This window comes from Geothrix fuzhouensis (assembly GCF_024609325.1).
In the GTDB taxonomy this organism is placed as follows: Bacteria; Acidobacteriota; Holophagae; order Holophagales; family Holophagaceae; genus Geothrix; species Geothrix fuzhouensis.
Map to the genome: position 1 here is coordinate 861,887 of NZ_JANHMQ010000002.1, position 23,251 is coordinate 885,137.

Genomic DNA, 23,251 nt, shown 5'->3' on the forward strand with positions numbered 1-23,251 from the left:
CATGGCCAAGTCCATCATTTATGCCGAAGATGCCCGCCAGGCGATCCTGCGCGGCGTGAACAAGCTCGCCGACGCGGTGCAGGTCACCCTCGGCCCCAAAGGCCGCAACGTCCTCATCGAGAAGAAGTTCGGTTCCCCGCTCATGACCAAGGACGGCGTCACCGTCGCCAAGGAGATCGAGCTCAAGGACAAGCACGAGAACATGGGCGCCCAGTTGGTGCGTGAGGTCGCCTCCAAGACCTCCGACATCGCCGGGGACGGCACCACCACCGCCACGGTCCTGGCCCGCGCCATCTATCGTGAGGGCATCAAGGCCGTCGTGAGCGGCGCCAACACCATGGAGATCAAGAAGGGCATCGACCTCGCGGTCGAGACCGTCGTGAAGGCCATCGACGAGATCAAGAAGCCTGTCGAGGGCAACGCCATCGCCCAGGTCGGCACCATCTCTGCCAACGGCGACGAGGAGATCGGCAAGATCATCGCGGAAGCCATGGCCAAGGTCGGCAAGGATGGCGTCATCACGGTGGAAGAGGCCAAGGGCCGCGACACCGAGCTGACCGTGGTCGAGGGCATGCAGTTCGACCGTGGCTACCTCAGCCCCTACTTCGTGACCAACCCCGATCAGATGAAGGTCGAGTTGGAGAATCCCTACATTCTCGCTTACGAGAAGAAGGTCTCCAACATGCGCGACCTCCTGCCCCTGCTGGAGCAGGTCGTCAACAGCCGCCGCCCCCTGCTGATCATCGCCGAGGACGTGGACGGCGAAGCGCTGGCCACCCTGGTGGTGAACAAGATCCGCGGCACCCTGAACGTGGCCGCCGTGAAGGCCCCCGGCTTCGGCGACCGTCGCAAAGCCATGCTCGAGGACATCGCCACCCTGACCGGCGGCAAGGCCATCAGCGAGGATCTGGGCCTCAAGCTCGAGAACCTCACGCTGGCTGACCTTGGCAGCGCCAAGAAGATCGTCATCGACAAGGAGAACACCACCATCGTCGAGGGCGCCGGCGCCACCGAGGCGATCCAGGGCCGCGTAAAGCAGATCCGCGCCCAGGTGGAGACCTCCACCAGCGACTACGACAAGGAGAAGCTGCAGGAGCGTCTGGCCAAGCTCGTGGGTGGCGTCGCCGTCATCAAGGTGGGCGCGGCCTCTGAAACCGAGATGAAGGAGAAGAAGGCCCGTGTGGAAGACGCCATGCATGCCACCAAGGCCGCCGTCGAGGACGGCATCGTGGCTGGCGGCGGCGTCGCGCTGCTCCGCAGCCTGACCAAGCTCGCCGAGCTGAAGGTCACCGGCGACCAGGCCACCGGCGTGGACATCGTCCGCAAGTCCCTGGAGGAGCCCCTCCGCCAAATCGCCAACAATGCTGGTGTCGAGGGTTCCGTGGTCGTGAACACCGTCCGCGAGAGCAAGGGCAACCACGGCTACAACGCGGCCACCAACGAGTACGGCGACATGGTGAAGTTCGGTGTGGTCGATCCCGCCAAGGTGACCAAGTCCGCCCTGCGCAACGCTGCGTCCGTGGCCGCGATGATGCTGACCACCGAAGCCATCATCACCGAGCTCCCCGAGCCCAAGTCCGCGGCTCCCGCGGGCCCCGGCATGGGCGGCATGGAAGACATGTACTAATCAGCCGCGACTTGCGGTTCATGGAAAGGCCCCGCGGTTGCGGGGCCTTTTTTCTGGTGCAACTGGGGGAGAGTTTGGGGGGCCCTCACGGGTGTGATTCGCTCCCTCTGGGGCCCCGCTTCGCAGGCTCCGCTGGAGCCTGCTTCGCGACCCACATGGTCGCGACATGGTGAGTTTGGCGTGGTTGATCCCGCCAAGGTGACCAAGTCCGCCCTGCGAAGGATGCCGTGTGCACCTTCGGCGCCGGTGCCTCCGTGGCCGCGATGATGCTGACCACCGAAGCCATCATCACCGAGCTCCCCGAGCCCAAGTCCGCGGCCCCCGCGGGCCCCGGCATGGGCGGCATGGAAGACATGTCTTAAGAGCTCTCAGCTGACCGCTTTAAGGTCCAAAGAAACGCCTCGCCTTCGCGGGGCGTTTCTTATGGGTCGGGCCACCTGGGCGCCTCGCGAAAAGGGGACTTGGAGATCCAGTAAACACCCTCACGAAGTGATAAAAAAATACCCGCACGGGGGTTGAGGTCTAGAGAAAAAAACCTACCCGGGCCCGGCAGGACAACCCAGTGCAAGGACAGGCCTAACCCGCGTTGTTTCTGGGAAGTGTCTCGTACAAACGAGGCCTTTTTCTTATATACGACAACATAGTCATTTTTAATTCACACCAATGGGTTGACTATGGAATCAGCCGGGCGGATGCTTCCTGTCGAACCCCCGGGAATACCTCCCAGGGACCTTGAAAAGGCAGGGGAACCCATGGGCATGGGCCTTCTCTTCGACGCCACGCGCTGCATTGGTTGCGGCGCCTGTAGCTCCGCATGCAAGGAGCAGAACAAGCTACCCGGCAAGGTAGAGGAGGTGTTGACGGCCTACACCTGGACGACAGTCCAGGAGAAGGAGGGCCTCAACGTGCGCCGGCTCTGCATGCACTGCGAGGTGCCCACCTGCGCCTCCGTCTGTCCCGTCGGCGCCCTGACCAAGACCCCGGAGGGCCCCGTGGTCTACGATGCCGAGCGGTGCATGGGCTGCCGGTATTGCATGATGGCCTGCCCCTTCGAGATCCCGAAATACCAATGGGATCGGCCTGTCCCCGTGGTCGGCAAGTGCATCCTGTGCGCCGGTCGCCTCAAGGAAGGCAAGCCCACCGCCTGCGCCGAGGCCTGCCCGGCGGAGGCCACCATCTTCGGGAAGAAGGAGGACCTGATCTGGGAGGCCCGGACTCGCATCCGCCAGAAGCCGGGTGCCTATGTGGACCACATCTATGGGCTCACCGAGGCTGGTGGCACTTCGGTCCTGATGATCTCCAACGTGTCCTTCGACAAGCTGGGCTTGAAGACCAATCTGCCGGGAGAACCGCCGGCCATGAAGACCTGGCAGGTGCTGTCCAACATCCCCGACTTTGTCGCGGTATGGGCTGTCTTCCTCTACGGAGTCCACTGGATCACCGCGCGGAGAGAGGTTGTGGCCAAGGCCGGAACCAATGGCAATGGCGGCCATGGACAAGGTAATGGACGGGAGGACCGGTCATGAATACCCTCGCCACGCTCGCACCCCGCCGGTTCCGTCCCGGCTTCTGGACTGGGGTTTTCGTCATCCTTTTCTTGGCCTTCTGTGCCGTGACCATCATTCGCTACACCAAGGGGCTGGGCGCGGTCACCAATCTCAGCGACCAGTTCCCTTGGGGGCTCTGGATCGGCTTCGACCTGCTCTGCGGTGTGGGCCTGGCGGCCGGCGCCTTCACCCTCACCGCCGTGGTGCACCTCTTCAACCTCAAGCGTTTCGAGCCCATCGTGCGTCCCACGATCCTCACCGGGTTCCTGGGCTATGCCTTCGTGATCGTGGCGCTGCTGCTGGATCTGGGCCAGCCCTGGCGCATCTGGCACGCCATCGTCTACTGGAATACCCATTCTGTCATGTTCGAGGTGGCCTGGTGCGTGATGCTCTACACCACGGTGCTGGCAGTGGAGTTTGCACCGGTGGTGCTGGAGCGGTTCGGCTTCCACGCGCCAGCTCGGCTCATCCACCAGCTCATCACGCCCCTGGTGATCCTCGGTGTGATCCTCTCGACCCTCCACCAGTCCTCGCTGGGCTCGCTCTACCTCATCGTCCCCAGCAAGCTCCACCCGCTCTGGTACTCACCGATGCTGCCGCTGCACTTCTACATTTCCGCCATCGGGGCGGGCATCGGCATGATCATCCTGGAGTCGTATCTCAGCAAGCGTGCCTTCCACCACCACCTGGAGATGGACCTGCTGGAGCCCTTGGCCCGCGGCATGGTGGTGGCCCTCGGCATCTACGGCCTCATGCGCCTGCAGGGGATCGCCCGCAACCACGCCTTCGGGACGATTACCAACCTCAGCTATGAGGGCCGGATGTTCCTCATCGAGTTCACGCTCGGTGTCGTGCTGCCGGTGATCCTGATGTCTTTCCGCCGCCTGCGCACCAACCAGGACTGGCTGGTGGGCGGCGCCTTCCTGGCTGTGCTCGGCTTCGTCATGAACCGGCTGAATGTCAGCATCACCGGCATGGAAGCGGCCTCCGGCACCCGCTACCTCCCCTCCGCCATGGAGATCATCGTCTCGCTGGGCTTGGTGGGCACAGGCATGGCGGTCTTCGCCTTCGCGGTGCGGAACTTCTCCATCTTCCCAGAAGGCCCCGTGGCCGGTCGCCCCAAGGAACCAGCAGTAGGAGCCTAAGCCATGCGGACCCGCATCGGCACCCGTCTGATCCTCGGCGCTGGCCTCGCCACCGCGTTGGTGATCGGCGGCATGGCGGTGGTGATCCTCCGATCGCACACGGCCCAGCTCCTGGCGGAGCGCACCCGCAGTGCCGACCAGCTGAGCGAGACGATCAAGAGCGCCACCCATTACGACATGCTTGAGAATCGCCGCGAGAACCTGCACCGGCAGATCCGTGCCGTGGGAGGGCTCGCGGGGGAGGGCATCCAGAAGGTCCGGGTCTTCAACAAGGAGGGACGCATCATGTTCTCCTCCGCCGAGGAGGAGATCGGGACCAGCCTCGATATCCGGGGGGAGGCCTGCTACGTCTGCCACGCGGAGGGCCGGCCCCTCGAACGGCTGGGCATCCAGGCCCGGGCACGGACGTTCCGCGCTCCGGACGGCACCCGGTTGCTGGGGCTCATCAATCCCATTCCCAACGACCCGTCCTGCTCCACCGCCGGCTGCCACGCGCACAACGCGAAACAGAGCCTTCTGGGCGTGCTGGATGTGAACGTCTCCCTCGCCGAGGTGGACCGAGAAATCGCCCATAGCCGGATACTGATCACTGCCTCCGCTGTCCTGGCCATCCTGGCAGGCAGCTTGATCCTCTGGTGGCTCAACCGGCAGCTGGTGGTCCGGCCGGTTGCGGCCCTGGTGGCCGGCACCCGGCGGGTGGGGGAAGGGGATCTCGGCACCACCATCCCCGTCAGTGGCAATCATGAATTGGGCGAGCTGGCCGGAGCCTTCAACGCCATGACCCATCGCCTGGCGGAAACGCAGCGCCAGCTGGCCCAGGCGGACAAGCTGGCCTCGGTGGGCCGCCTGGCGGCAGGGGTCGCCCACGAGATCAATAATCCACTGACGGGCGTGCTCAGCTATGCCTCCCTGCTCCGCAAGCGGCTGGATGGAGATGTGTCGGCCTGCGACGACCTGGATGTGATCGTCCGGGAGACGGTGCGCTGCCGGGGGATCATCCGAGGGCTCCTTGATTTCGCCAGGCCCACGCCACCCGCCCGCAAGCCCATGGACCTGAACGAGGTGGTGCGACGGGCCGTATCGGTCGTGATGACCCAGCTGTCCCTCAACCAGGTGGACCTTTCGTTGGACCTGGCAACCGAGCTGCCCGTGGTTCTGGCGGACGCCAATCAGATCCAGCAGGTGGCGGTGAACTTGCTGCTCAACGCCGGGGACGCCATCGGCGACGGAGGCGGCACCATCCGCGTCACGACGCGCCTTGGCGCAGAGGGCACCGTGGAGCTCCTGGTCCATGACAACGGGCGGGGCATACCGCCGGAAGACCTGCCGCGCATCTTCGAGCCCTTCTACACCACCAAGGGCAATCACGGCACCGGCCTGGGCCTCGCGGTCAGCTGGGGCATCGTGGAAGCCCACGGCGGGGCCCTCGAGGTCCGCAGCGATCCCGGGCAGGGCACCTGCTTCACCCTTCGCATTCCCACGTCCGCCGGCGGCGGCCAGATCGTCATTCCCACCACCACCTAGGAGGTTTTCCATGACCGCCCTATTGATCATCTTCATGTTCGTCGCTTTTGTGGGCATCGACTTTTTGGTGCGCACGAGCCTTCGCCGAATGCGGGAGAAGAAGGAGCGGCAAGCTCGCGAGGCCGTGCTGAACACTGCCATCCACCTCGACTTCACCTACGAGGCCAAGAGCCTCAAACGCGTGGAGGTGCCCAATCCCAAGGCTCGCATTCTGGCCGTCGATGACGAGTCGGTGGTGCTCGATTCCTTCCGCCGCATCCTGGTGCTGGAAGGCTTCAGCGTCGATACCGTCGAGCACGGTCCCGAGGCCCTGGGGCTGATCCAGCGGCACGATTACGACTTCCTCTTCACCGATCTCAAGATGCCGGATATGGATGGCGTCGAAGTGGTGAAGGCGGCGAAGCACCTACGGCCGGACGTGGACGTGGTGGTGATCACGGGTTACGGCAGCATCGAGACGGCCGTGGAGACCCTCCAGCACGGCGCCTGCGAATACATCCAGAAGCCGTTCACCGCCGACGAACTGGCGGACTTCGCGAAGAAGCTGCTCATCAAGCGTGAGGCCCGCATCGAGGCCCAGCGGCGACCCAACGTGCGCGTGGTGGCTCCGGAGATGGCCGAGGTGGTCTCTGCGAGCGAGTTCTGCGTGCCCGGCGGCGCCTTCCTGTCCCCAGGCCACGCCTGGGTGCGGATCGAGCCGGAAGGCCTGGTTCGCGTGGGCATCGATGATTTCGTGCGGAAGGCGCTTGGCACCGTGAAGGCCGTGGTGCTGCCGGAACGCGGGAAGACCTTCCGGCAAGGCGAGACCCTGTTCACGCTGAAGGGGCCCGAGGGGCTCGTGCACGTCGCCGCGCCGCTCAGCGGCCGCATCGAGCACGACAACGCCGGTCTGCTTACGGAACCGGCCGAACTGATGCACAGCCCCTATGATCGCGGCTGGGTCTGCCTCATGACGCCGAGCGATCTGGCCGGTGAGCTGCCGGCCCTGAAGATCGGTCAGCCCGTCATCGACTGGTACCAGGATGAGATCACCCGGCTGCGGAATCCCGATTCACCCCAGGTGACCGGGGCTGGTGCCCTTGACTGGTCCATTTTCGAGCGGCAGTTCCTGGGCCAGAGCGAGCACGCCAAGGTCTGATGGCCGGAAAGCCCTGGAGAGCTTCGAAGCCTAGGCTTCGAAGCTCTCTTTCGCGTGGTAGCTGGACCGCACCAGGGGCGCGGATTCCACGCGCTGAAAGCCCATCTCGATCCCCTTCCGCCGGTACAGGTCGAACTCGGTCGGCTCCACGAAACGCTCAAGGGGCAGGTGCAGTTCCGAGGGCGGAAGGTATTGCCCGATGGTGGCGATATCCACGCGGGAGGCACGCCAGTCGGACATGAGCGCCAGCACCTGGTCCGGGGTCTCCCCCAGACCCACCATGATCCCGCTCTTCACGCGCATGGCCGGGGCGTGGGCGTCGCGCCACTCCGCCGTCCGGCGCAGTACCGCGAGGCTCTGGAGGTAGTCGGCATCGGGCCGCACCCGCCGGTAGAGGTGGGGCACCGTCTCGACATTGTGGTTCAGCACGTCGGGTCGGGCCTCCAGCACCGTGAGCAGCGCGGCTTCGCTGCCGCGGAAATCGGGGATGAGCACCTCCACGCCGCAGTGAGGCGACAGGGTGCGGATCCACTGGATGGTGGCGGCGAAGTGCGTGGAGCCCCCGTCCGGCAGGTCGTCCCGGTTCACGGAGGTGACCACGGCGAACTTCAGGCCCAGCCGGGCCACGGCTTCCGCCACACGCTGGGGCTCACCCGGATCCAGCTCGCCGGGGCGCCCTTTGCCCACATTGCAGAAGCCGCAGTGCCGGGTGCAGACGTCGCCCATGAGCATGAAGGTGGCCGTGCGATGCACGCCCCAGCACTCGTGCAGGTTGGGGCAGCGGGCTTCCTCGCAGACCGTCACCAGCCGCTGCTCGCGGATGAGGCTTTCAACTTCCGCCACCACCTCCGGCGCCGGCACGCGGATCTTCAGCCAATCGGGACGGGGACCGGGGAGGACGGGGGGGCGGGCCATAGCCCTCCATTGTGGAGGGATTAGCCACGGATAAACATGGATGAACACAGATGGGTTTGGCCGGGCATAGGGCATCTTTATTTTAATCAGTGTTTATCCGTGTTCATTCATGGCAGATCCTGCTTCGTCCCGCAGGTTGAGGCCGCCTCGTCCCGGGTAGAATGAACGCATGTCCGACACCCCCCAGGAAATCCCCGAATCGGTAGCTGAGGTTTCGCCTGCGCCAGAGGCCCCGAAAACCTTCGAGGCGCCCAAGGGCTTCGAAACAAAGTTCCGGGGGTTGGCCCTGCACTTGTCCGCTTTCGACGGTCCCCTGGATCTCCTGCTGCACCTCATCCATGAACAGAAGCTGGACCTCCTGAACCTGCCCATGGCGGATGTCACGCGGCAGTACATGGACTACCTCGCGCTCATGGAGGAGCTGAACCTGGAGATCGCGGCGGAGTTCGTGGCCATGGCCGCCCAGCTGTTGCAGATCAAGTCGCGGCTCATGCTGCCTCGCCCGCCCCAGGAGACCGGCGAGGAGGATCCCCGCGAGGCGCTGGTGCAGCGGCTGCTGGACTATCAGCAGGTGAAGGCCGCGGCCATGGTTCTATCGGATCGCGAATCCGACTGGCAGAAGATCGCCTTCGCGCCGGGCCTGGATCTGGAGGACCACAAGCGCGTGGAGGAGGAGCCCATCCGCGCCACCCTCTTCGATCTTCTGGGCGCCTACCGGGAGGCCCTGAAGCGCCTGCTGCCGCCGCCCCCCGTGGAGGTGCGAACCCAGCCCAAGACGCTGGAGCAGCGGGTGGTGGAAGTGCTGCGCGACTTGCAGGATGGCTTGTGGAAGCCTTTCCAGGGCCTGCTGGGACAGGCCCGCAGCCGGGAGGAACTGGTGCTCACTTTCCTCGCGCTGCTTGAATTGGTCCGTACGGGTCGCATCGCCTTGGTCCAGGGTGAGACCTTCGGGGAGATCCGCGTCAAGGCCGCCGAGGCCGCGTGAACGACGCGCCGATTTCGCTGCGCAGCGCCTGCCACCTGGCTCGGCTGGTGGGCTTGGCCCTTTGCATCGGCACGCCGGTGCTCATCGGCGGCCTGATTCTCGCCGGCCTGGTGCCCCCGGGGGAGCAACTGCCCGAGGGCACCTATCTCCAGCTTGGTCACGTCTTCACGGGTCTGGTCTTCCTGTCGGCCGCCTGGGTGCTTTGGCGCCGCGGAACCATGTTGAAGGCCTTCCATCAAGTCTCCGAGCCTCGCCGGGCCGGCGTGGTGCTGCGGGAGACCCTGCTCTACGCAGCGCTGTTCGAGCTGAGCAGTATTTACGGTTTGGTCTACTGGGTCCTGGTGGGAAAGCATTCTGCGCGCCATGCGTTCGGCTTCATCATTCTCTCTCCGCTCCTGTTCCTGGTTCTCGCGCCCCGGCTCGGGCACTGGAGGAAGGCCTTGGAACCAGCCCCTGGGGAGGCCTGATGAGGCAGCGGACGTTATCCTGTGGATTGTTGTTCTAGATCCCAGGGGGACCCATGCGCGAAGGTGAGACCCGACCAGGCCAGGAAGGTTCCCCGGATCAAACTCAGAAGCTGGTTCTGCCCATGACCTCGGATCCTGTCCAGCGGACTCAGAAGATCTCCATCCAGGCCGGAACCTCCGGGCAGACCCAAGCCTCCGAGGCCCAGGAGGGTGCCTCCCGGCCGTGGACCTGGAAACTGCTCCTGGGCTTCGGAGGCATTCTCGTGCTGGGGGGAGCGGTCTTCCTGCTGTCCTCGCGGGGCCCGGAGGCCCGGGTGCCCAAACCTCAGGGTGAGGCCTCCAAGGTGGGGACGCCTGATGCAATCCGGGCCTACCTGGACCAGGCTCAAACGGGGGATGTCCACGCCATGCGGATGCTCGGCGTGATGTACTACTACGGCCTCAATGTGCCGCAGGACCGCGAGGAGGGCCTCCGTTGGTACCGACAGGCGGCGGAGAAAGGCAGCGACGCGGCCCGCGAGGATCTTGCCAGGCTCCAGGTGGGCGCCGCGAAGTAGGCATCAGAAGGTGACCACCACCTGCAGGCTGCCACCCCAGAAGTGGTAGGTCGAGGCCTTCTCGCCCCAGGTGGCTTCCGCCTTCAAGGCCAGGGATGGGTTCAGCGGCCAGTGCCCCGTGAGGCTGGCGAGGCGTTCCTGGGGACGGGAGCCGAGAAGGGAGGTCGCGATGCTGGTCGTGCTGCCCATCATGGATGAGCCGGCGCCGCCATAACCGAATCGGCCCCCATAGCCGCTGCCCCCCGTGGCCATGGCCGTGGTCGTGGAGGCGAGGCCCCCCCCGGAAGCGGTGCTCTCGATGATGCCCCGCCCCCAGGCCAGCCGGAGGTTGTGCCACGTGGCGAAGTCGTTGCCTCCGAACCTGAGGTTCAGGATGCAGCCGTTATCAGAATCCCCGTAGGGTTCGTACTGGAGCCGCTGGTACCAGGCAGAGGCGCTCCAGGACCGGCCCTGATAGCCAGGGCCAGCCTGGAGCAGCCGGACTTCCTGGTTCCCGTCGAAGCGGCTGAGCGCCCCTCCCAGATCCACCTTCCATCCGCGGGTGACGTCCAGGTGCAGATCCACTTCCACCCGGCCTCTCGGCAGGATGTCCGTGTTGGTGCCACCGCTGACGCCCAGGTAGATCGAAGAGGCCTTGCCGATGAGCAGGTAATTGCCCACGGAGAAAAGCGTGCCCTTGCCCTCGGGCCGATCGAATCCCACTGCGGCGAGCTGCCAGGGCCCGCCACGGGTGGGATAGATGGTGCCCTCAAGCGTCCAGCCTTTCCATCGGCCGTAGCCATCCGAGAACGCCTGGTCGTAGCCTCCGATGGCCACGCGCGTGAGGGTGGAGGGCTGGGGAAGGTCGAAGTCGAACGGATCCTCCTGAGCGGACAGCCCCAGGCAGGCCAGCAGGAGCATCGCGGAGCGCTTCGGCATCGGAACTCCAGGTCTGTGGATCAGGTTCGACAAGGGTGGGGCCGTTCAGCGGCCCCGGCCACCCTTACCGGCCATTCGCCCGAACCTCTGGCCCGTGCCCGGCGTCTGGCCGCAACTGCCATCGCGCTTGCGGAGCTGGTCCCGAGTTCTCGCCTGATCGCGGGTTCGGACCTGGTCCTGATCGCGGGTCTGGGTCTGGGCCTGCTCCCGGGCCTGGGTTCGTGTCTGGTCTTTCTGGGGGGTCTGTGCTGAGAGGGCGAGGGCCGCGCCAAGCGCCGCGGCCAGGCAGATCAGGGTCTTCATGAGTGCCTCCAGGTGGAGGTGCGGAAGGTGCCGCACATCTGGAGAGAGGGGTAGCCAGCACCGTTGGTTGAAGGGAATCCAATTGACGTCAGGGTCGATGGAATCAGCCGCTTCCTTGCGCGCTCCCTTGTGATTGATCGCGTTTCCAGGCCTCGATGCGCCCTGTGGCGGCTGGGCCAACCGTCTGCGCCAAATCGGCCTCGCTGGCCTCCCGCACCCGGGTGGCGCTGCCGAAGGCCTGGAGCAGCTTCTTCGCGGTGGCGGGGCCGATGCCGGGGATCTGCGTGAGCTCGGTCTGCAGCGTGCGCTTGGCCCGCAGGGCGCGGTGATAGGTGATGGCGAAGCGGTGGGCCTCGTCCCGGATGCGCTGGAGCAGCTGCAGCACAGGGGAGGACTTCGGGATGCGCAGCGGCTCGCTGGAGCCGGGCCGGAAGACCAGCTCCTCCTTCTTCGCCAGGCTGCCCAGCTCCAGCTGGTCGATGCCCAGGTCCTTCAAGGCGGCCTCTGCCGCGTGCAGCTGGCCGAGGCCGCCGTCGATCAGCACGAGATCCGGGAACTCCTGCTTTTCATCCCGCAGGCGCCGGTAGCGGCGCGTCACCGCCTCGAACATGTTGGCGAAGTCGTCGTTCTGCTCGTTGGTCATCTTGAAGCGGCGATACCTGGCCTTGTCGGGGACGCCGTCGCTGAACACCACACAGCTGGCCACGACTTCGCGGCCCTGGCCATGGCTGATGTCGAAGCATTCGAGGCGCCGGGGCAGGTGGCTCAGGCCGAGGAAAGCCTGCAGGCCCTCCAGCACCGCCTCGTTCAATCGCGCCGGCTCGAACTTGCGCTCCAGGGCCAGCCGCGCATTCTCCTGAGCCATGGCCAGCAGGTCCACCTTCTCGCCCTTCTTCGGCACCTGGATCTGGGGCCGGGACCCGCGCATGCCACCCAGCCAGTCCCTCAGGAGTTCCACATCCTCCGGCTCGATCTCGGTCAGGATGCGGCCGGGCACGGGATCCGCGCTATAGACCCGCTGGAGCACTTCCGCCAGCACGGCGCCGTCGAAGACTTCCACATCTTCCAGCACGTACTCCTGGCGCCCCATCATGCGGCCATCCCGCAGCATCAGGCGATGGACGCAGGCCCGGCCGTCCAGCACGGCGCTGCCGTAGACATCCATGTCCTCCAGGTTCGGACCGGCGGCCTTCTGTCGCGTGAACCAAGCGTCTACCTGCTGGAGGGCGTCCCGGTGCTGGGCGGCCTGCTCGAAGGCGGCGGCTTCGGCGGCCTTCCACATGGCCGCCTCCAGCCGCGCCTTCAGCTCGTCGCGCTTGCCCTCCAGGAACAGGCGGGCCTCCTTCGCCTGCTCCCGATAGGCTTCCTTGCCCACGGCGGCGATGCAGGGCGCCGTGCATCGGTGGAGCTGGTATTTCAGGCAGGCACGGCCGCGCTTGCCATCGATCTCGATGTCGCAGTCGCGGATCTGGAAGAAGCGATAGACCAGCTCCGCGGTGCGATAGGCGGTGCTGGCGGGAAAGAATGGCCCGTAGTAGAGGCTGCCATCCTTGCGGACCTTGCGTGTGACGAAGACCTTCGGGAAGGCCTCCTTCCAGGTCAGCTTCACGTAGGGGTAGCTCTTGTCGTCCCGCAGCAGGATGTTGAAGGGTGGCAGGTGCTCGTTGATGAGGTTGTTCTCCAACACCAGGGCCTCGAGTTCCGTCTCGCAGACGATGAACTCCAGGTCCCAGATGCGGGCCACCAGCCGCCGGGTCTTGGCGTCCAGGTGCTTGTTCTGGAAGTAGGACTTCACCCGGTTCCGCAGCACCTTGGCCTTGCCGATGTAAAGCAGGTTCCCCTTCTGGTCGCGATAGAGGTAGCAGCCGGGGCGGAGCGGAAGGTCCGAGAGCTTCCGCTGCAGGGCAGGGGACTTGTCGGCATTGTTCCGGATAGTGGCCACGACTCAGTGTAGCTGTCAGCTATCGTTCGGGTGGGGTTCGGGGACAATGGGGGGATGCTGAACCTCGAAACCTTCCCCGTGGGCCCGCTGGGCTGCAACTGCTCACTGCTGTGGGAGCCCGCCACGGGCCTGGGTGTGGTGGTGGATCCGGGTGGCGATGGCGCGAAGATCCGCAAGCGCGTGGAGGCCATGGGTTTCAAAGTGACAGCCCTGTTGCACACCCACGCCCACTTCGACCATGTGGGCGCCACGAAGGAATTGCAGGACCTTTGGCAGTGCCCGGCCCATCTGCACGAGGATGACGACTTTCTCATCGCCGCCCTGGCCCAGCAGACCTCGGCCTTCGGGATGCCCACCATTCCTCAGCCGGACATGACCGCCCTGCATGCGGGGGACCGCCATCAGGACCTCACGACCCTGCATACGCCGGGCCACACCCCGGGCTCTTGCTGCTTCCACGGCGCGTTCGAGAAGGGCGAGGTGCTGCTGGCGGGGGACACGCTCTTCCGTGGTGGCGTGGGCCGTACCGATCTCTGGGGCGGCAACTGGGAAGCGCTGGAACAGAGCATCCGCCGGGAACTCTACGTGCTGGACGACGCCACCCTGGTCATCCCCGGACATGGCCCCGCCACGATCCTCGGTGAGGAAGCGGCGCACAACCCGTTCGTGAAACGGTAGGTCAGCGACCGAAGCGGAAGACGGCACTCACCGACAGCCAGGTGAGGGCATCCATGCCCAGGCCATCACTCCCGTTCTTTTCCACCGAGACGCTGTTCAGGTGGCCTTCGAGGCTGAAGAGGCGGTTGAAGGTGTAGCCGCCGCCGACGCGGAGGCCCATGCGTCCAGACTGGTTCGCTTCCACATCCGGGTAGCCCGCAAGTTCGTAGGTGGCCTTCACTTTATTTACGTTCAGCCCCGCGAAGAAATATCCGCCATGGGAGGGAGAAGTCATGTTGAACAGGTAGTCGGCCCCAAGCTGAGCCACGCTGAAGGTGTTCTGTTGGGTATTGCCGAAGAGGGTCTGTTCCTTGCTCGCGAAGCCGTTCGCGTTGAGGATGAGCCGCAGCTGGTGGTTCTGCGTGAAATTGAAATCGAGGTGGCCACCGAAATGCACGCCCAGGCCGTCGTTGGCACCCAGGTAATCGCCGTAGGGCGTCTTCTTGTCGGCGAAGTCACCGATGGGGAAGTTCAGGCCTGCCTGCAGCCCGGCGTTGAGGGTGGTCGACTGGGCCAGGAGGCTTGAGCCCGCGAGAAGAAGGGGAAGTGCCAGGGATCGCATGGTTCCTCCGCGAAGAAAGCGCCGCAAGAATAGCAGATCTACGGGTTGCTTTTTACTGGTCTCCCGGATGACTGATGGCATGATGGGTCAACCCTTCGGAGACCCTCCATGGACACCCTGCTCGCCTCATCCTTCGGCTGCTTCGGCCCCGTTGCGATCATCCTGCTCATCTACTTCTTCGCCTGTCTCAAGGTCGTGAACGAGTACGAGCGGCTGGTGGTCTTCACCCTCGGCAAGGTGGAGGACAAGCCCAAGGGGCCAGGCCTCTGCTTCGTGTGGCGGCCCTTTCAGACCGCCATCACCGTGAGCCTGCGCACCACGGTGCTGGAAGTTCCGAGCCAGGATGTCATCACCCGCGACAACGTGAGCCTCAAGGTGAGCGCCGTCGTCTACTCCCGGGTGCTGGATCCCAAGCAGGCCATCATCGGCGTGGAGAACTACTACTACGCCACCAGCCAGATCGCCCAGACCACCCTGCGTTCCATCCTGGGCGAAGTGAGTCTGGATGAATTGCTGGCCGATCGCGAGAAGCTCAGCGCCCGCCTGCGGGAAATCATCGACCGTTCCACCGAGCCCTGGGGTGTGGAGGTGAGCAGTGTCGAGCTGAAGAGTGTGGACCTGCCCGAGCAGATCCAGCGCGCCATGGGCAAGCAGGCCGAGGCTGAACGGGAAAAGCGGGCCAAGGTCATTGCCGCCGAAGGCGAACTCCTGGCTTCGGAGCAGCTGCTGGAAGCCGCCAACAAGATCAGCCAGAATCCCACAGCCATTCAGATGCGCTACCTGCAGACCCTCACCGAGATCGCCGTGGAGAAGAACAGCACCATCGTCTTCCCGCTGCCCATGGAACTCATGAAGGCCTTCGAGAAATTCACGAAGAGCTAGAAGGCTCCCACTTTCGCCAGGCCGCGGCCTCCGCTTTCGCCAGGGCGGGGGCCGCGCTGTTCCGGCCGCCATAAGCCTCCGCATCCACGGCGTCTGCCAGTTCCCCCAGGAACTCGGCCCGTTCAGGCCGGAGGGCCGCGAGCCGCAGCAGCCAGGCACGGGCTGTCTCGCCGGCTATCGGGGTCGCCACGCGCCGCGTCCGAGCCAGCAGAGGACGCAGGGCGCGGATGTTGCCGGGGCCCAGGGGCACCAGCCGCCAGCGTTTCCGGGTTCGCCACACGATCCAGGCCACCGCCAACAAGGCGAGTCCCCAGGACAAGCCGGTTGGCGGCGCCTTCCAGCGCCACTCCCAACCCTGGACCTGAGTCTGGAGCCAGGACAACCCGGCCACCTGGTCCTGATCCGAGAAGCGCACCACGTGGCGATCCCAGTGGTAGCGAAGGGTGTCAAGCCAGCGGGAGAGCACGCCTAAGCTGAGCGGGCCTCCCTGCGAGTCCTGGCCGACGGCCGCAGGGGTGGGATCCGCCACGTGCCAACGACCCTGGTCCCAGTACTCCACCCAGCTATGCGCCTGGTCCTGGCTGACGCGGAAGTAGCCGCCTTCCGGGATCCAGGGGCCCAGGCGGAAACCGTTCACCACCCGGCTGGGCACCCCGCGGGCCCGGAGCATGAGGGCCATGGCCGAGGCGAAGTACTCGCAGTGGCCGGCCTGGGTGCGGTCCAGGAAATCCTCCAGCGGATTCGCCGCCCGGCCGGAAGGGTTCTCCAGGGTGTAGCGGAAGCCGCGCAGGGCCCGTTCCAGCACGTGCGCCAACTCCGGCGTCGGCAGGATCCCCGGGGCCAGGCGGAGGCTCCACCGCCGGGCCACTTCGTGCTCGGGTCCCATTTCCAAGAGGTGGCCGAGTCGTCGGGGGGGCAGCCAGGGTTCAGAAGCATCCGGGCCCCTGGAACCCCAGGTCACTTCCAGAGGAACGGGGCGGGTTTGTGGGAAGCGCCACCGGAGACTCCCGCCGCCGCTTCGGCGCAGAGCCAGTTCCGGCCTCACGCCGGAAGTCCCGTAGGGCAGGGTCAGAATGCCCTGGGCACTGGGGTAGAACAGGAATTCCGCCTGCAGGTCCCCAGAAGCGCTGCGTGGGTTCCGTACCGCTGGTGGTGTGAGATCGGAGATGCTCCAACGCATTCCCTGGACAGTTTCCAGGGCCACGCCGCGCAACAGACTCAGCCCAGGCAGGGTGGCTGGGTCTGCGCCTGGAGGCGGGGCGATGCGCAGGACGACTTCGGGGTTCGGTTCGATGGGACCGCCGCTGGCGAGGTCCATCTGGTCGCCGAAGCCCGCCCGGGCAGCCATGGCGGCGGTCCCCAGGAAGGCTGCGGGCCGGAAGCCGGTGTTCAGGCGCGGGAGGATCAGAAAGAACCCCACTCCCAAGACCAGGGTCCCGCCCATCCAGGCGGGAAGGTGGCCGTAAGGGGGACGTGATAGGACGCCCCGACGAAAGCTGGCGGAGGCCTCCCAGCTCTGCTGGAGCAGGGCCGCCGCAGCCGAGCCCAGCCAGAGCAGGGCCCAAAACAGAAACACCAGATCCGTGGTGCTCACGGCCGTGGTGAGGAAGAGCAGGAAACCCATGAGCACCAGCTGGCGCCGCTGGGGGAGTTCCCTGGGCAGCGCCAGTCGCAGCCCGGCCAGGACGAACAGGGTGTGGATGGCCACGGGGAAGATGCCATGCCCCCGGGCGAGGTCGGCCAGAAAGAAGATCAGAGCGCCCACCTCCAGCCAGCGATGGTGCCGGCCGAGGTCCAGGCGCAGGGCCTCGACGCCGGCCGCCGCCACCAGAGGAAGCGCCATGACCCCCAGTTCCCCGGGCTCGTAGATGCCCGTGGACACGGCCGCCCCCAAGGCCACCCAGAGGGGAAGGTGGTCGATCCAGCGGGCCCACCTCACGGCCAGACCCAGCTCCCGAGCACCGCCGGCCGCCTGGCGCCAGTCACCTCGGGGAGGTTCCCAGGCAGGCCCAAGGCGCTCGCTGCGCCGAGCAGGGCCCAGCTCACAGCTTCTCTCGCACCCGACGGGAAGGCCGTGTCGGCTTCCAGGGGCAGCCTCAAACGGGAGGCCAACTCAGAGCGCAGGCGCTCGTGGTGCGCTCCCCCCCCACTGACCAGTCCGCGGAGACCTCGGGCCAGAGGGGCGAGCCGGGCGGTCTCCCGCGCCACGGCCTCGGCGCTGAACGCCGCCAGGGTGGCCAGGCGATCTGCCAGGGGAATGGCCTCCAGCACGCCTGCCTCCGCTATGAGCCAGGCCTCCCCGAAGACCTCCCGGCCAGTGGATTTAGGCGGAGCCTGGTGGAAGTAAGAATGGTCCAGCCATCGCTCCAGCAGTTCAGGATGAACGTCCCCCGAGGCCGTTCTGCCGCCGGGATCGAACGCCAGTCCCAGCCAGCGCCGGGCCGCCAGATCGAGGAGCGACATGCCGGGGCCGGTGTCCCAGGCCTGGAGGCGGGCTCCGTCCCAGTACGCCAGGTTCGCGATGCCACCCAGGTTCAGGGCCAGCCAAGGCTCCGCGCCGCGCAGCCAGCGCTCGGGCAGGGGCACCAGGGGGGCGCCCTGGCCGCCCAGGGCCAGGTCGCGGCGGCGGAGATCCCACACCACTGGACAACCCAGAGCCTCGGCCAGCACATAGGGATCCGCCAGTTGCAGGGTGGCCCCCTCCGTTGGGTGGTGCTGAACGGTCTGGCCATGGAGGGAGGCCAGGTCGGGTTGCAGATTCAGGGCCGCGCAGAGGTCCGCCGCGGCCCGGGCGTGGTGATCCCCCAACCGCCGCTGGAGGATGCAGAGGCCCGCGGGGTCCAGTCGGTTTGAAGCGGCCGCGAGAACTTCCGTTTTCAGGGTTTCAGGGTAAGGCGCGGCCTGGTGGCCAAGCAGGGCACGGAGGGGCCGCCCGTCTGGAAAAGCGACCGGATCCACCTCCACCGCCACCACGTCCACGCCGTCCGCGCTGGTGCCGGACATGAGGCCCAGCACGCGCCAGGGGCGGTCCTCCGGGAGCGGGATGCGGGAGTGCATGACGCTGATCATGCCAGCAAGTGTAGGAGGCTGGATTGCGAGTACTCTGAATGACCCCGGGGGTTCCCCATGTTCTGGATCATCCTCATCGTCGGCATCGTGCTTTTTTTCGTTTTGCGCGGGAAGCAGGACCGCACGGAACAGCTTGGCGCCTCGCGCCGCGCCCTGCCCACGGGGCCCCTGGAGCCCTACACCTTTCCTTGCCCCCACCCCAAGTGCCCCGCCTGCGGCGCCTCGGGCGACAAGATGGTCCAGGACTGGGATGGGCTGCGTGCCGTGAAATGGACCTGCGGCTACTGCGGCGCCCTGGCAGGTGTGCAGACCCTCAAGGATGAGGAGCTTCCGCCATCGGCCCGGCGGCGCCTGGGCCTGGACGCGCCGCAGGGTTCGGTCACGATGCAGCCGGGTGGCTACGGTCAGCCCGGTGGGGGCATGGGCGGGCTGCTTACAGGCATGATGATCGGCAGCATGATGGGCGGTGGCGACCATCATCACCACGACGGGCAGGGTGGCGGCGATGGCTGGAGCGGCGGCTCCTCAGACGGCTCCTCCAGTGATTGGGGCGACTCCGGTGGCGGGGAAGGCGACTGGGGTGGTGGCGATTCGGGTGGTGGAGATTCCGGCGGGGATTGGTAGATTCCGGATCACCGGGACAAGGTAGTCAACTCGATTGATCTTATTTGAGGTCAACGAGATAGCCTTATGTCCAGGAATAACGATATTTGTATCATTAATAAACTTACTGGATATTTTCCTTGATATGGACATTCAAATGTCCAATATGAAGCCACTTTCTTTCTGATCCTGGCCATCCCGTGGTGGTCAATTATTTCTGGAGCGGCTGTGGCTTGCCATCGCATGCGCTATCTGACCCTGCTTCTAGCCTCTGGGGCCATCCTGTCCGCCCAGACCACCGGGTCCCTCCAGGGCCGCGTTCTGGACACCAAGGGGCGGCCGGTGGCCGGGGCCCGAGTGGTTCTGAGCGGCAGCGCCATGCAGGGCGGGCGCTCGGCCGTGACGGATGAGACTGGATCCTTCCGGTTTGGCCTGCTGCCGCCCGGACCATGCGTCATCACAGCCACCAAGGAAGGACTAAATACCGCGAAATCGCAGCTTCAGGTTGGGCTGGATCGCACGTCCACGGTGGATCTGACGATAAATCCTGTGGCCACGGCGACAGTGGAAGTGACGGACGCAACCAGCACAGTGGACATGAAGGCCACGACGGTGGGTGCGAACTACACCACCGATACCCTGGCGAAGTTGAACGTTTCGCGCGATTTCGCCAACATCGCCCTACTCGCCCCCGGAGTGAGCCAGGACACCGCCGGATTCAAGGTCTACGGGTCCACGGGCGCGGAGAACAACTTCGTGGTGGATGGCATCAACGCGACCAACGTGGAATTCGGCACCAAAGGCAAGAACGTGCCCATGGAGTTCATCCAGGAATTCCAGGTGAAGACCGGTGGCTACGAGGCGGAGTACGGCAAGGCCATGGGCGGAATCATCAACGTCATCACCAAGTCGGGCGGCAATGACTTCACGGGGGATGTCTTCGTCTATTCCGAAGGTGCCTTCCTCAAGACTGGGAACAAGCATCAGAACGACTCCAATCTATCCAAGCCACTTCCGCTCGAGGACAAGACGCTCGAACTGGGCTTCGATGTGGGCGGCGCGATCATCAAGGACAAGCTCTGGTACTTCATCGCCTATGATCGGCGCAAGGAGAACCAGACCTTCGGCATCCGGCTCGGGCCTGACGCCGGCCAGCAGGCCCCGAAGGATTCCACGCGCGACCTCTTTGCCGGCAAGCTCACTTGGCGCCTGACGGAGGGCCAGAGCCTCATCGCCTCAGTGGTCGGCGACCCCGAAACCATCACGGGGGCCGTGAAGGACGCCCAGGGGACCATTGGGACCTGGAACGGTCGTGACAAAGTAGGTGGCACGGACTTGAGCTTGCGCTACGAAGTCACTGGCGAGCGGTGGTTCGGCCAACTCCAGGTGAGTCGTCACCAGGAGACCAACTCGAAGCTGCCCGAGGGGGGCGGCGACCAGGTCCAGTACGTGGACCAGATGAACGGGGGCGCTCAGAGTGGTGGTTTCGGGCGCTGGGACGACAAGAAATTCACCCGCGATAACATCACCGGCTCCCTCACGGGCTACCTCGGATCCCATGAGGTGAAGGGCGGATTCGATCTCCAGGCCGACAAGGCCGATATCCACCGGAGCTACACCGGAGGTCAGTTGTTGACTCGCCTCCAGGCCAGCCCGGGTGGGGACATCTACAGTCACTACTGGTGGACCACGGCCGCAGGCCAACTGACGCCGACATTCGACGCACCCAGCATCGTCTTTGCCTCCAAGCCCAAGCATGAAAGTCAGGCCTTCTTCCTACAGGACAAGTGGAGTGTCATGCCCACACTCACGGTGAACCTGGGCGCCCGCACGGACCAGACGAACATCAAAGACCAGTTCGGCAATACGGTCATCTCGCTCAAGAACGAGTGGGCACCGCGGGCGGGGATCATCTACGACTTCCGTGGGAAGGGCCAGGACAAGGTGTACGCCAGTTTCTCCCGCTTCTTCGAGCAGATTCCCCTGGATCTGGTGATCCGGTCCTTCAGCGTGGAGCGCAATCCCACCACCTACAACTTCAGCCAGACTGACATGGCGCCTTCCGCCCTGGCCGAAACCTACCTTGGGACCTCTTCCTCCATCGTCGGTTCCTACGTGGAACCTGTGGATACGAACCTCAAGGGCTCCTACACCGATGAGATCATCCTCGGTGTCGAATCCACTTTCCGGGATGTGTACGTCGTAGGTGCCAAGTACATTCGCCGCTATCTGGGAAGGGCCGTCGAAGATGGTCTGGACGTGAACTCCCCGCTGGGTGACTACTTCATCATGAACCCAGGCCTCAGCTCCCCGGCAGGTGTGACGTACCCCAAGGCCGTGCGTGACTATACGGGCATTGAGTTGACCGCCCAGCGCAAGTTCGCGGACCACTACACGTGGCAGTTCAGCTACTTGTGGAGCCAGCTCAAGGGCAACTACGAGGGCGCCTACCAGGGCATCGGTGGCACCGATGGCACCGGTCAGCTGGATCCCAACATCAACAGCGCCTTCGACCTGCCTGAGTTCATCGTCAACAGCTATGGACGTCTCAGTGGCGACCGCACCCACCAGGTCAAGGCGAACGGCTCCTACGAGTGGGACTTCGGCCTCACGGCCGGTGCCTCGCTCACCTACCAGACCGGTACGCCCATCAGCCGATTGGGCTATCACGACGGGTATGGGCGCTATGAGCTGTTCCTCGTCCAGCGGGGCACGGAGGGCCGCACCCCCGACACCGCGCGGCTCGACGTGAACGTGGCCTACACCATGAAAATGGCCAACAAGCAGCGGCTCCGGTTCGTGGTGGAGGTGACGAACCTCCTGGATTCCCAGACCGCCACGGTCATCGATCAGCGCTACAACTTCGCCCAAGGAGACGTGGGTCAGACGAACACGAACTACAAGGGGCCCTTCGGGTTCCAGGCACCTCGGTCCGTGCGCTTGGGCGTTCGCTACAGCTTCTGATTTCGAAAAAATCATCAGTGGAGCGGCTCCTTCGGGGGCCGCTCTGTTCTTACGTCCTACAGCACCTTCGGTACCACAAAGTGCCCCCGGTCCTGCTCTGGCGCGTTGGCCAAGGCCTCGGCCTGGGTGAAGGTGTCGCGCGGCTCATCTTCCCGTCGGGGCAGGGGCTTGCCGAGACCGGCGAGCATGGGCTCCACCCCGTCCAGGGCCAGCTCGTCCAGGCTGGCCGCATGGGTGAGCATCCGCGCCATGGCCAGGCGCATGGGTTCGATCTCCTCCTCCCGCAGGCTCAGGTGGGCCAGGGCAGCGCAGCGCAGCACATCCTCGCGGGTGACGTCCATATCAGGCTCCCAGTTTGAGGTCGGCGTCGGCGTTCTGGAGCCAGGGCTCGCGGTCGGGCTCCAGCAGCGCGCCGGCCGCGGCGATCATGGCGCCATTGTCGGTGCAGAGGCGCGGTTCAGGAATGGCCAGGATCAGGCCAGTCTTCAAGGTCAGCACGGCGGCTTCGGCCCGCAACCGCGAATTGCAGGCCACGCCGCCGCTGATCACCAGGCTGCGGGCACCGTGTTCCTCCGCCAGGGTGGGAATGGGCTTCAGCAGCCAGGTGGAGATGGCTTCCTGCAGGCTGCGGCAGAGTCCCTGCACCTCAGGATCCTCGGCCCCCGCCGCGGCAAGGCGCGGGTTCCGCTCCACCCGCAGTTTTACCCCGGTCTTCAGGCCGGAAAAGCTCCAGGAGGCTTTGCCGTCACGGAACTTCGGCGGCGTGAAGGGCTCTGCGGAGCGAGCCGCCACCTGGGCGCAGGCATCCACCACCGGGCCACCGGGGTAGCCCAGGTTCAGCATCCGGGCGGTCTTGTCGAAGGCTTCGCCCGCGGCATCATCGCGGGTCTTCTGAAGGAGCTGGAGCGACGTCCAGTCCTTCGCCAGATAGAGATGGGTGTGTCCCCCGGACACCAGCAGCACCAGGGCCGGGAAAGGCAGGCCAGGGTTGGCGAAGCGTGCGGCGTTGAGGTGTCCCAGCAGGTGGTGGACGCCCACCCAGGGCAGGCCCTCGCGCCAGGCTACGGCCTTGCTGGCGCTGAAGGTCGCCAGCAGGCTGCCCACCAGACCGGGGCCACGAGTGACGGCGATGCGGTCGAGGTCCCTCAGCCCGATTCCGGCTTGCGCCAGGGCTCCGGCCATGACCGCGCGCACCTGCAGCAGGTGCTCCCGCGCCGCCAACTCAGGCACCACGCCCCCGAAAGGGCCATGGATGGCATCCTGGCTCTCCCGCACCAGGGAGCGCAGCATGGGGCCTGCGGCCGTCTCCTCCACCACCGCGGCGGAGCAGTCGTCGCAGGAGGATTCCAGGCCGAGGATCAGCATCCGTCAAGTGTATCCTGGCCC

22 protein-coding genes are annotated in these 23,251 nt (G+C 65.5%); 13 read left to right on the top strand and 9 right to left on the bottom strand.

Annotated features, from left to right (window positions below):
* Position 1 precedes the first annotated feature (1 nt).
* The 6 genes from groL (at position 2) to NOV74_RS11270 (ending at position 6,981) form a co-directional block, all read left to right on the top strand.
* Entirely contained in the window at positions 2-1,627 is a 1,626-nt protein-coding gene (gene groL, locus NOV74_RS11245; RefSeq protein ID WP_257306619.1) for a chaperonin GroEL, read from the top strand.
* A 227-nt stretch (positions 1,628-1,854) separates the two neighbouring features.
* The gene (locus NOV74_RS11250) at positions 1,855-1,989 is read left to right on the top strand and encodes a hypothetical protein (protein WP_257312354.1); all 135 of its coding nucleotides are present in this window, start codon (positions 1,855-1,857) and stop codon (positions 1,987-1,989) included.
* A 390-nt stretch (positions 1,990-2,379) separates the two neighbouring features.
* Complete coding sequence (locus NOV74_RS11255; RefSeq protein WP_257312356.1) at positions 2,380-3,153, top strand: 4Fe-4S dicluster domain-containing protein; 774 nt, start codon at positions 2,380-2,382, stop codon at positions 3,151-3,153.
* Positions 3,150-4,319 (top strand): NrfD/PsrC family molybdoenzyme membrane anchor subunit, encoded by a 1,170-nt coding sequence (nrfD, locus tag NOV74_RS11260; protein WP_257312358.1) that lies wholly within the window; start codon positions 3,150-3,152, stop codon positions 4,317-4,319. Before NOV74_RS11255 ends, nrfD begins: the two co-directional genes overlap by 4 nt.
* A gap of 3 nt (positions 4,320-4,322) precedes the next feature.
* On the top strand, positions 4,323-5,843 hold the full coding sequence (locus tag NOV74_RS11265) for a sensor histidine kinase (RefSeq protein ID WP_257312359.1): 1,521 nt from the start codon (positions 4,323-4,325) through the stop codon (positions 5,841-5,843).
* Between the two features lie 10 nt (positions 5,844-5,853).
* Positions 5,854-6,981 carry a response regulator gene (locus tag NOV74_RS11270; protein ID WP_257312361.1) on the top strand — a complete coding sequence of 376 codons (1,128 nt, stop codon included), beginning with the start codon at positions 5,854-5,856 and terminating at the stop codon, positions 6,979-6,981.
* A 30-nt stretch (positions 6,982-7,011) separates the two neighbouring features.
* Here NOV74_RS11270 and lipA read toward each other — a convergent pair whose 3' ends face one another.
* Positions 7,012-7,896 carry a lipoyl synthase gene (gene lipA, locus NOV74_RS11275; RefSeq protein WP_257312364.1) on the bottom strand — a complete coding sequence of 295 codons (885 nt, stop codon included), beginning with the start codon at positions 7,894-7,896 and terminating at the stop codon, positions 7,012-7,014.
* A 169-nt stretch (positions 7,897-8,065) separates the two neighbouring features.
* On the opposite strand from lipA, the gene NOV74_RS11280 reads away from it, so the two are divergent.
* The 3 genes from NOV74_RS11280 (at position 8,066) to NOV74_RS11290 (ending at position 9,905) form a co-directional block, all read left to right on the top strand.
* The gene (locus NOV74_RS11280) at positions 8,066-8,881 is read left to right on the top strand and encodes a segregation and condensation protein A (RefSeq protein ID WP_257312365.1); all 816 of its coding nucleotides are present in this window, start codon (positions 8,066-8,068) and stop codon (positions 8,879-8,881) included.
* Positions 8,878-9,348, top strand: coding sequence for a hypothetical protein (locus tag NOV74_RS11285; protein WP_257312367.1), 471 nt, complete (start codon positions 8,878-8,880; stop codon positions 9,346-9,348). The genes NOV74_RS11280 and NOV74_RS11285 overlap by 4 nt, the downstream gene beginning before the upstream one ends.
* A 122-nt stretch (positions 9,349-9,470) precedes the next feature.
* The gene (locus NOV74_RS11290) at positions 9,471-9,905 is read left to right on the top strand and encodes a tetratricopeptide repeat protein (RefSeq protein WP_257312369.1); all 435 of its coding nucleotides are present in this window, start codon (positions 9,471-9,473) and stop codon (positions 9,903-9,905) included.
* A 3-nt stretch (positions 9,906-9,908) separates the two neighbouring features.
* Here NOV74_RS11290 and NOV74_RS11295 read toward each other — a convergent pair whose 3' ends face one another.
* From NOV74_RS11295 to uvrC, 3 genes are all read right to left on the bottom strand, one after another.
* On the bottom strand, positions 9,909-10,823 hold the full coding sequence (locus tag NOV74_RS11295; RefSeq protein WP_257312370.1) for a YaiO family outer membrane beta-barrel protein: 915 nt from the start codon (positions 10,821-10,823) through the stop codon (positions 9,909-9,911).
* A 45-nt stretch (positions 10,824-10,868) separates the two neighbouring features.
* The gene (locus NOV74_RS11300) at positions 10,869-11,126 is read right to left on the bottom strand and encodes a hypothetical protein (RefSeq protein WP_257312373.1); all 258 of its coding nucleotides are present in this window, start codon (positions 11,124-11,126) and stop codon (positions 10,869-10,871) included.
* A 103-nt stretch (positions 11,127-11,229) separates the two neighbouring features.
* Complete coding sequence (gene uvrC / locus NOV74_RS11305; protein WP_257312374.1) at positions 11,230-13,068, bottom strand: excinuclease ABC subunit UvrC; 1,839 nt, start codon at positions 13,066-13,068, stop codon at positions 11,230-11,232.
* A gap of 54 nt (positions 13,069-13,122) precedes the next feature.
* On the opposite strand from uvrC, the gene NOV74_RS11310 reads away from it, so the two are divergent.
* Positions 13,123-13,746, top strand: coding sequence for an MBL fold metallo-hydrolase (locus NOV74_RS11310; protein ID WP_257312375.1), 624 nt, complete (start codon positions 13,123-13,125; stop codon positions 13,744-13,746).
* Position 13,747: 1 nt separating this feature from the next.
* Here NOV74_RS11310 and NOV74_RS11315 read toward each other — a convergent pair whose 3' ends face one another.
* Positions 13,748-14,347, bottom strand: coding sequence for a hypothetical protein (locus tag NOV74_RS11315; protein ID WP_257312377.1), 600 nt, complete (start codon positions 14,345-14,347; stop codon positions 13,748-13,750).
* 108 nt (positions 14,348-14,455) lie between these two features.
* Between NOV74_RS11315 and NOV74_RS11320 the strand changes: the two genes are divergently transcribed.
* On the top strand, positions 14,456-15,229 hold the full coding sequence (locus NOV74_RS11320) for a slipin family protein (protein ID WP_257312379.1): 774 nt from the start codon (positions 14,456-14,458) through the stop codon (positions 15,227-15,229).
* On the opposite strand, the gene NOV74_RS11325 is transcribed toward NOV74_RS11320, so the two are convergent.
* Positions 15,216-17,168, bottom strand: a complete 1,953-nt coding sequence (locus NOV74_RS11325) for a transglutaminase TgpA family protein (protein WP_257312380.1) — start codon at positions 17,166-17,168, stop codon at positions 15,216-15,218. The genes NOV74_RS11320 and NOV74_RS11325 overlap by 14 nt on opposite strands.
* On the bottom strand, positions 17,165-18,286 hold the full coding sequence (locus tag NOV74_RS11330) for an anhydro-N-acetylmuramic acid kinase (RefSeq protein WP_257312382.1): 1,122 nt from the start codon (positions 18,284-18,286) through the stop codon (positions 17,165-17,167). The genes NOV74_RS11325 and NOV74_RS11330 overlap by 4 nt, the downstream gene beginning before the upstream one ends.
* Before the next feature lie 69 nt (positions 18,287-18,355).
* Between NOV74_RS11330 and NOV74_RS11335 the strand changes: the two genes are divergently transcribed.
* Together NOV74_RS11335 and NOV74_RS11340 are read left to right on the top strand one after the other, a co-directional pair.
* A complete protein-coding gene (locus tag NOV74_RS11335; protein WP_257312383.1) occupies positions 18,356-18,922 on the top strand; it encodes a hypothetical protein in 567 nt (188 codons plus the stop codon).
* A gap of 207 nt (positions 18,923-19,129) precedes the next feature.
* Positions 19,130-21,865, top strand: a complete 2,736-nt coding sequence (locus NOV74_RS11340) for a TonB-dependent receptor (RefSeq protein ID WP_257312384.1) — start codon at positions 19,130-19,132, stop codon at positions 21,863-21,865.
* 56 nt (positions 21,866-21,921) lie between these two features.
* Here NOV74_RS11340 and gatC read toward each other — a convergent pair whose 3' ends face one another.
* Both gatC and tsaD read right to left on the bottom strand, forming a co-directional pair.
* A complete protein-coding gene (gatC, locus tag NOV74_RS11345; RefSeq protein WP_257312385.1) occupies positions 21,922-22,206 on the bottom strand; it encodes an Asp-tRNA(Asn)/Glu-tRNA(Gln) amidotransferase subunit GatC in 285 nt (94 codons plus the stop codon).
* 1 nt (position 22,207) lies between these two features.
* Positions 22,208-23,230, bottom strand: a complete 1,023-nt coding sequence (gene tsaD, locus NOV74_RS11350; protein ID WP_257312387.1) for a tRNA (adenosine(37)-N6)-threonylcarbamoyltransferase complex transferase subunit TsaD — start codon at positions 23,228-23,230, stop codon at positions 22,208-22,210.
* Positions 23,231-23,251 lie beyond the last annotated feature (21 nt).

Excerpts from the sequence above, each read along its gene's own strand:
- NOV74_RS11295 (WP_257312370.1), bottom strand. The coding sequence starts at position 10,823 with ATGCCGAAGCGCTCCGCGATGCTCCTGCTGGCCTGCCTGGGGCTGTCC.
- nrfD (WP_257312358.1), top strand. The coding sequence starts at position 3,150 with ATGAATACCCTCGCCACGCTCGCACCCCGCCGGTTCCGTCCCGGCTTC.
- NOV74_RS11330 (WP_257312382.1), bottom strand. The coding sequence starts at position 18,286 with ATGCACTCCCGCATCCCGCTCCCGGAGGACCGCCCCTGGCGCGTGCTG.
- NOV74_RS11320 (WP_257312379.1), top strand. The coding sequence starts at position 14,456 with ATGGACACCCTGCTCGCCTCATCCTTCGGCTGCTTCGGCCCCGTTGCG.
- NOV74_RS11310 (WP_257312375.1), top strand. The coding sequence starts at position 13,123 with ATGCTGAACCTCGAAACCTTCCCCGTGGGCCCGCTGGGCTGCAACTGC.
- NOV74_RS11255 (WP_257312356.1), top strand. The coding sequence starts at position 2,380 with ATGGGCATGGGCCTTCTCTTCGACGCCACGCGCTGCATTGGTTGCGGC.
- NOV74_RS11280 (WP_257312365.1), top strand. The coding sequence starts at position 8,066 with ATGTCCGACACCCCCCAGGAAATCCCCGAATCGGTAGCTGAGGTTTCG.
- tsaD (WP_257312387.1), bottom strand. The coding sequence starts at position 23,230 with ATGCTGATCCTCGGCCTGGAATCCTCCTGCGACGACTGCTCCGCCGCG.
- groL (WP_257306619.1), top strand. The coding sequence starts at position 2 with ATGGCCAAGTCCATCATTTATGCCGAAGATGCCCGCCAGGCGATCCTG.
- NOV74_RS11270 (WP_257312361.1), top strand. The coding sequence starts at position 5,854 with ATGACCGCCCTATTGATCATCTTCATGTTCGTCGCTTTTGTGGGCATC.
- gatC (WP_257312385.1), bottom strand. The coding sequence starts at position 22,206 with ATGGACGTCACCCGCGAGGATGTGCTGCGCTGCGCTGCCCTGGCCCAC.
- NOV74_RS11315 (WP_257312377.1), bottom strand. The coding sequence starts at position 14,347 with ATGCGATCCCTGGCACTTCCCCTTCTTCTCGCGGGCTCAAGCCTCCTG.
- NOV74_RS11335 (WP_257312383.1), top strand. The coding sequence starts at position 18,356 with ATGTTCTGGATCATCCTCATCGTCGGCATCGTGCTTTTTTTCGTTTTG.
- NOV74_RS11300 (WP_257312373.1), bottom strand. The coding sequence starts at position 11,126 with ATGAAGACCCTGATCTGCCTGGCCGCGGCGCTTGGCGCGGCCCTCGCC.
- NOV74_RS11265 (WP_257312359.1), top strand. The coding sequence starts at position 4,323 with ATGCGGACCCGCATCGGCACCCGTCTGATCCTCGGCGCTGGCCTCGCC.
- NOV74_RS11290 (WP_257312369.1), top strand. The coding sequence starts at position 9,471 with ATGACCTCGGATCCTGTCCAGCGGACTCAGAAGATCTCCATCCAGGCC.
- lipA (WP_257312364.1), bottom strand. The coding sequence starts at position 7,896 with ATGGCCCGCCCCCCCGTCCTCCCCGGTCCCCGTCCCGATTGGCTGAAG.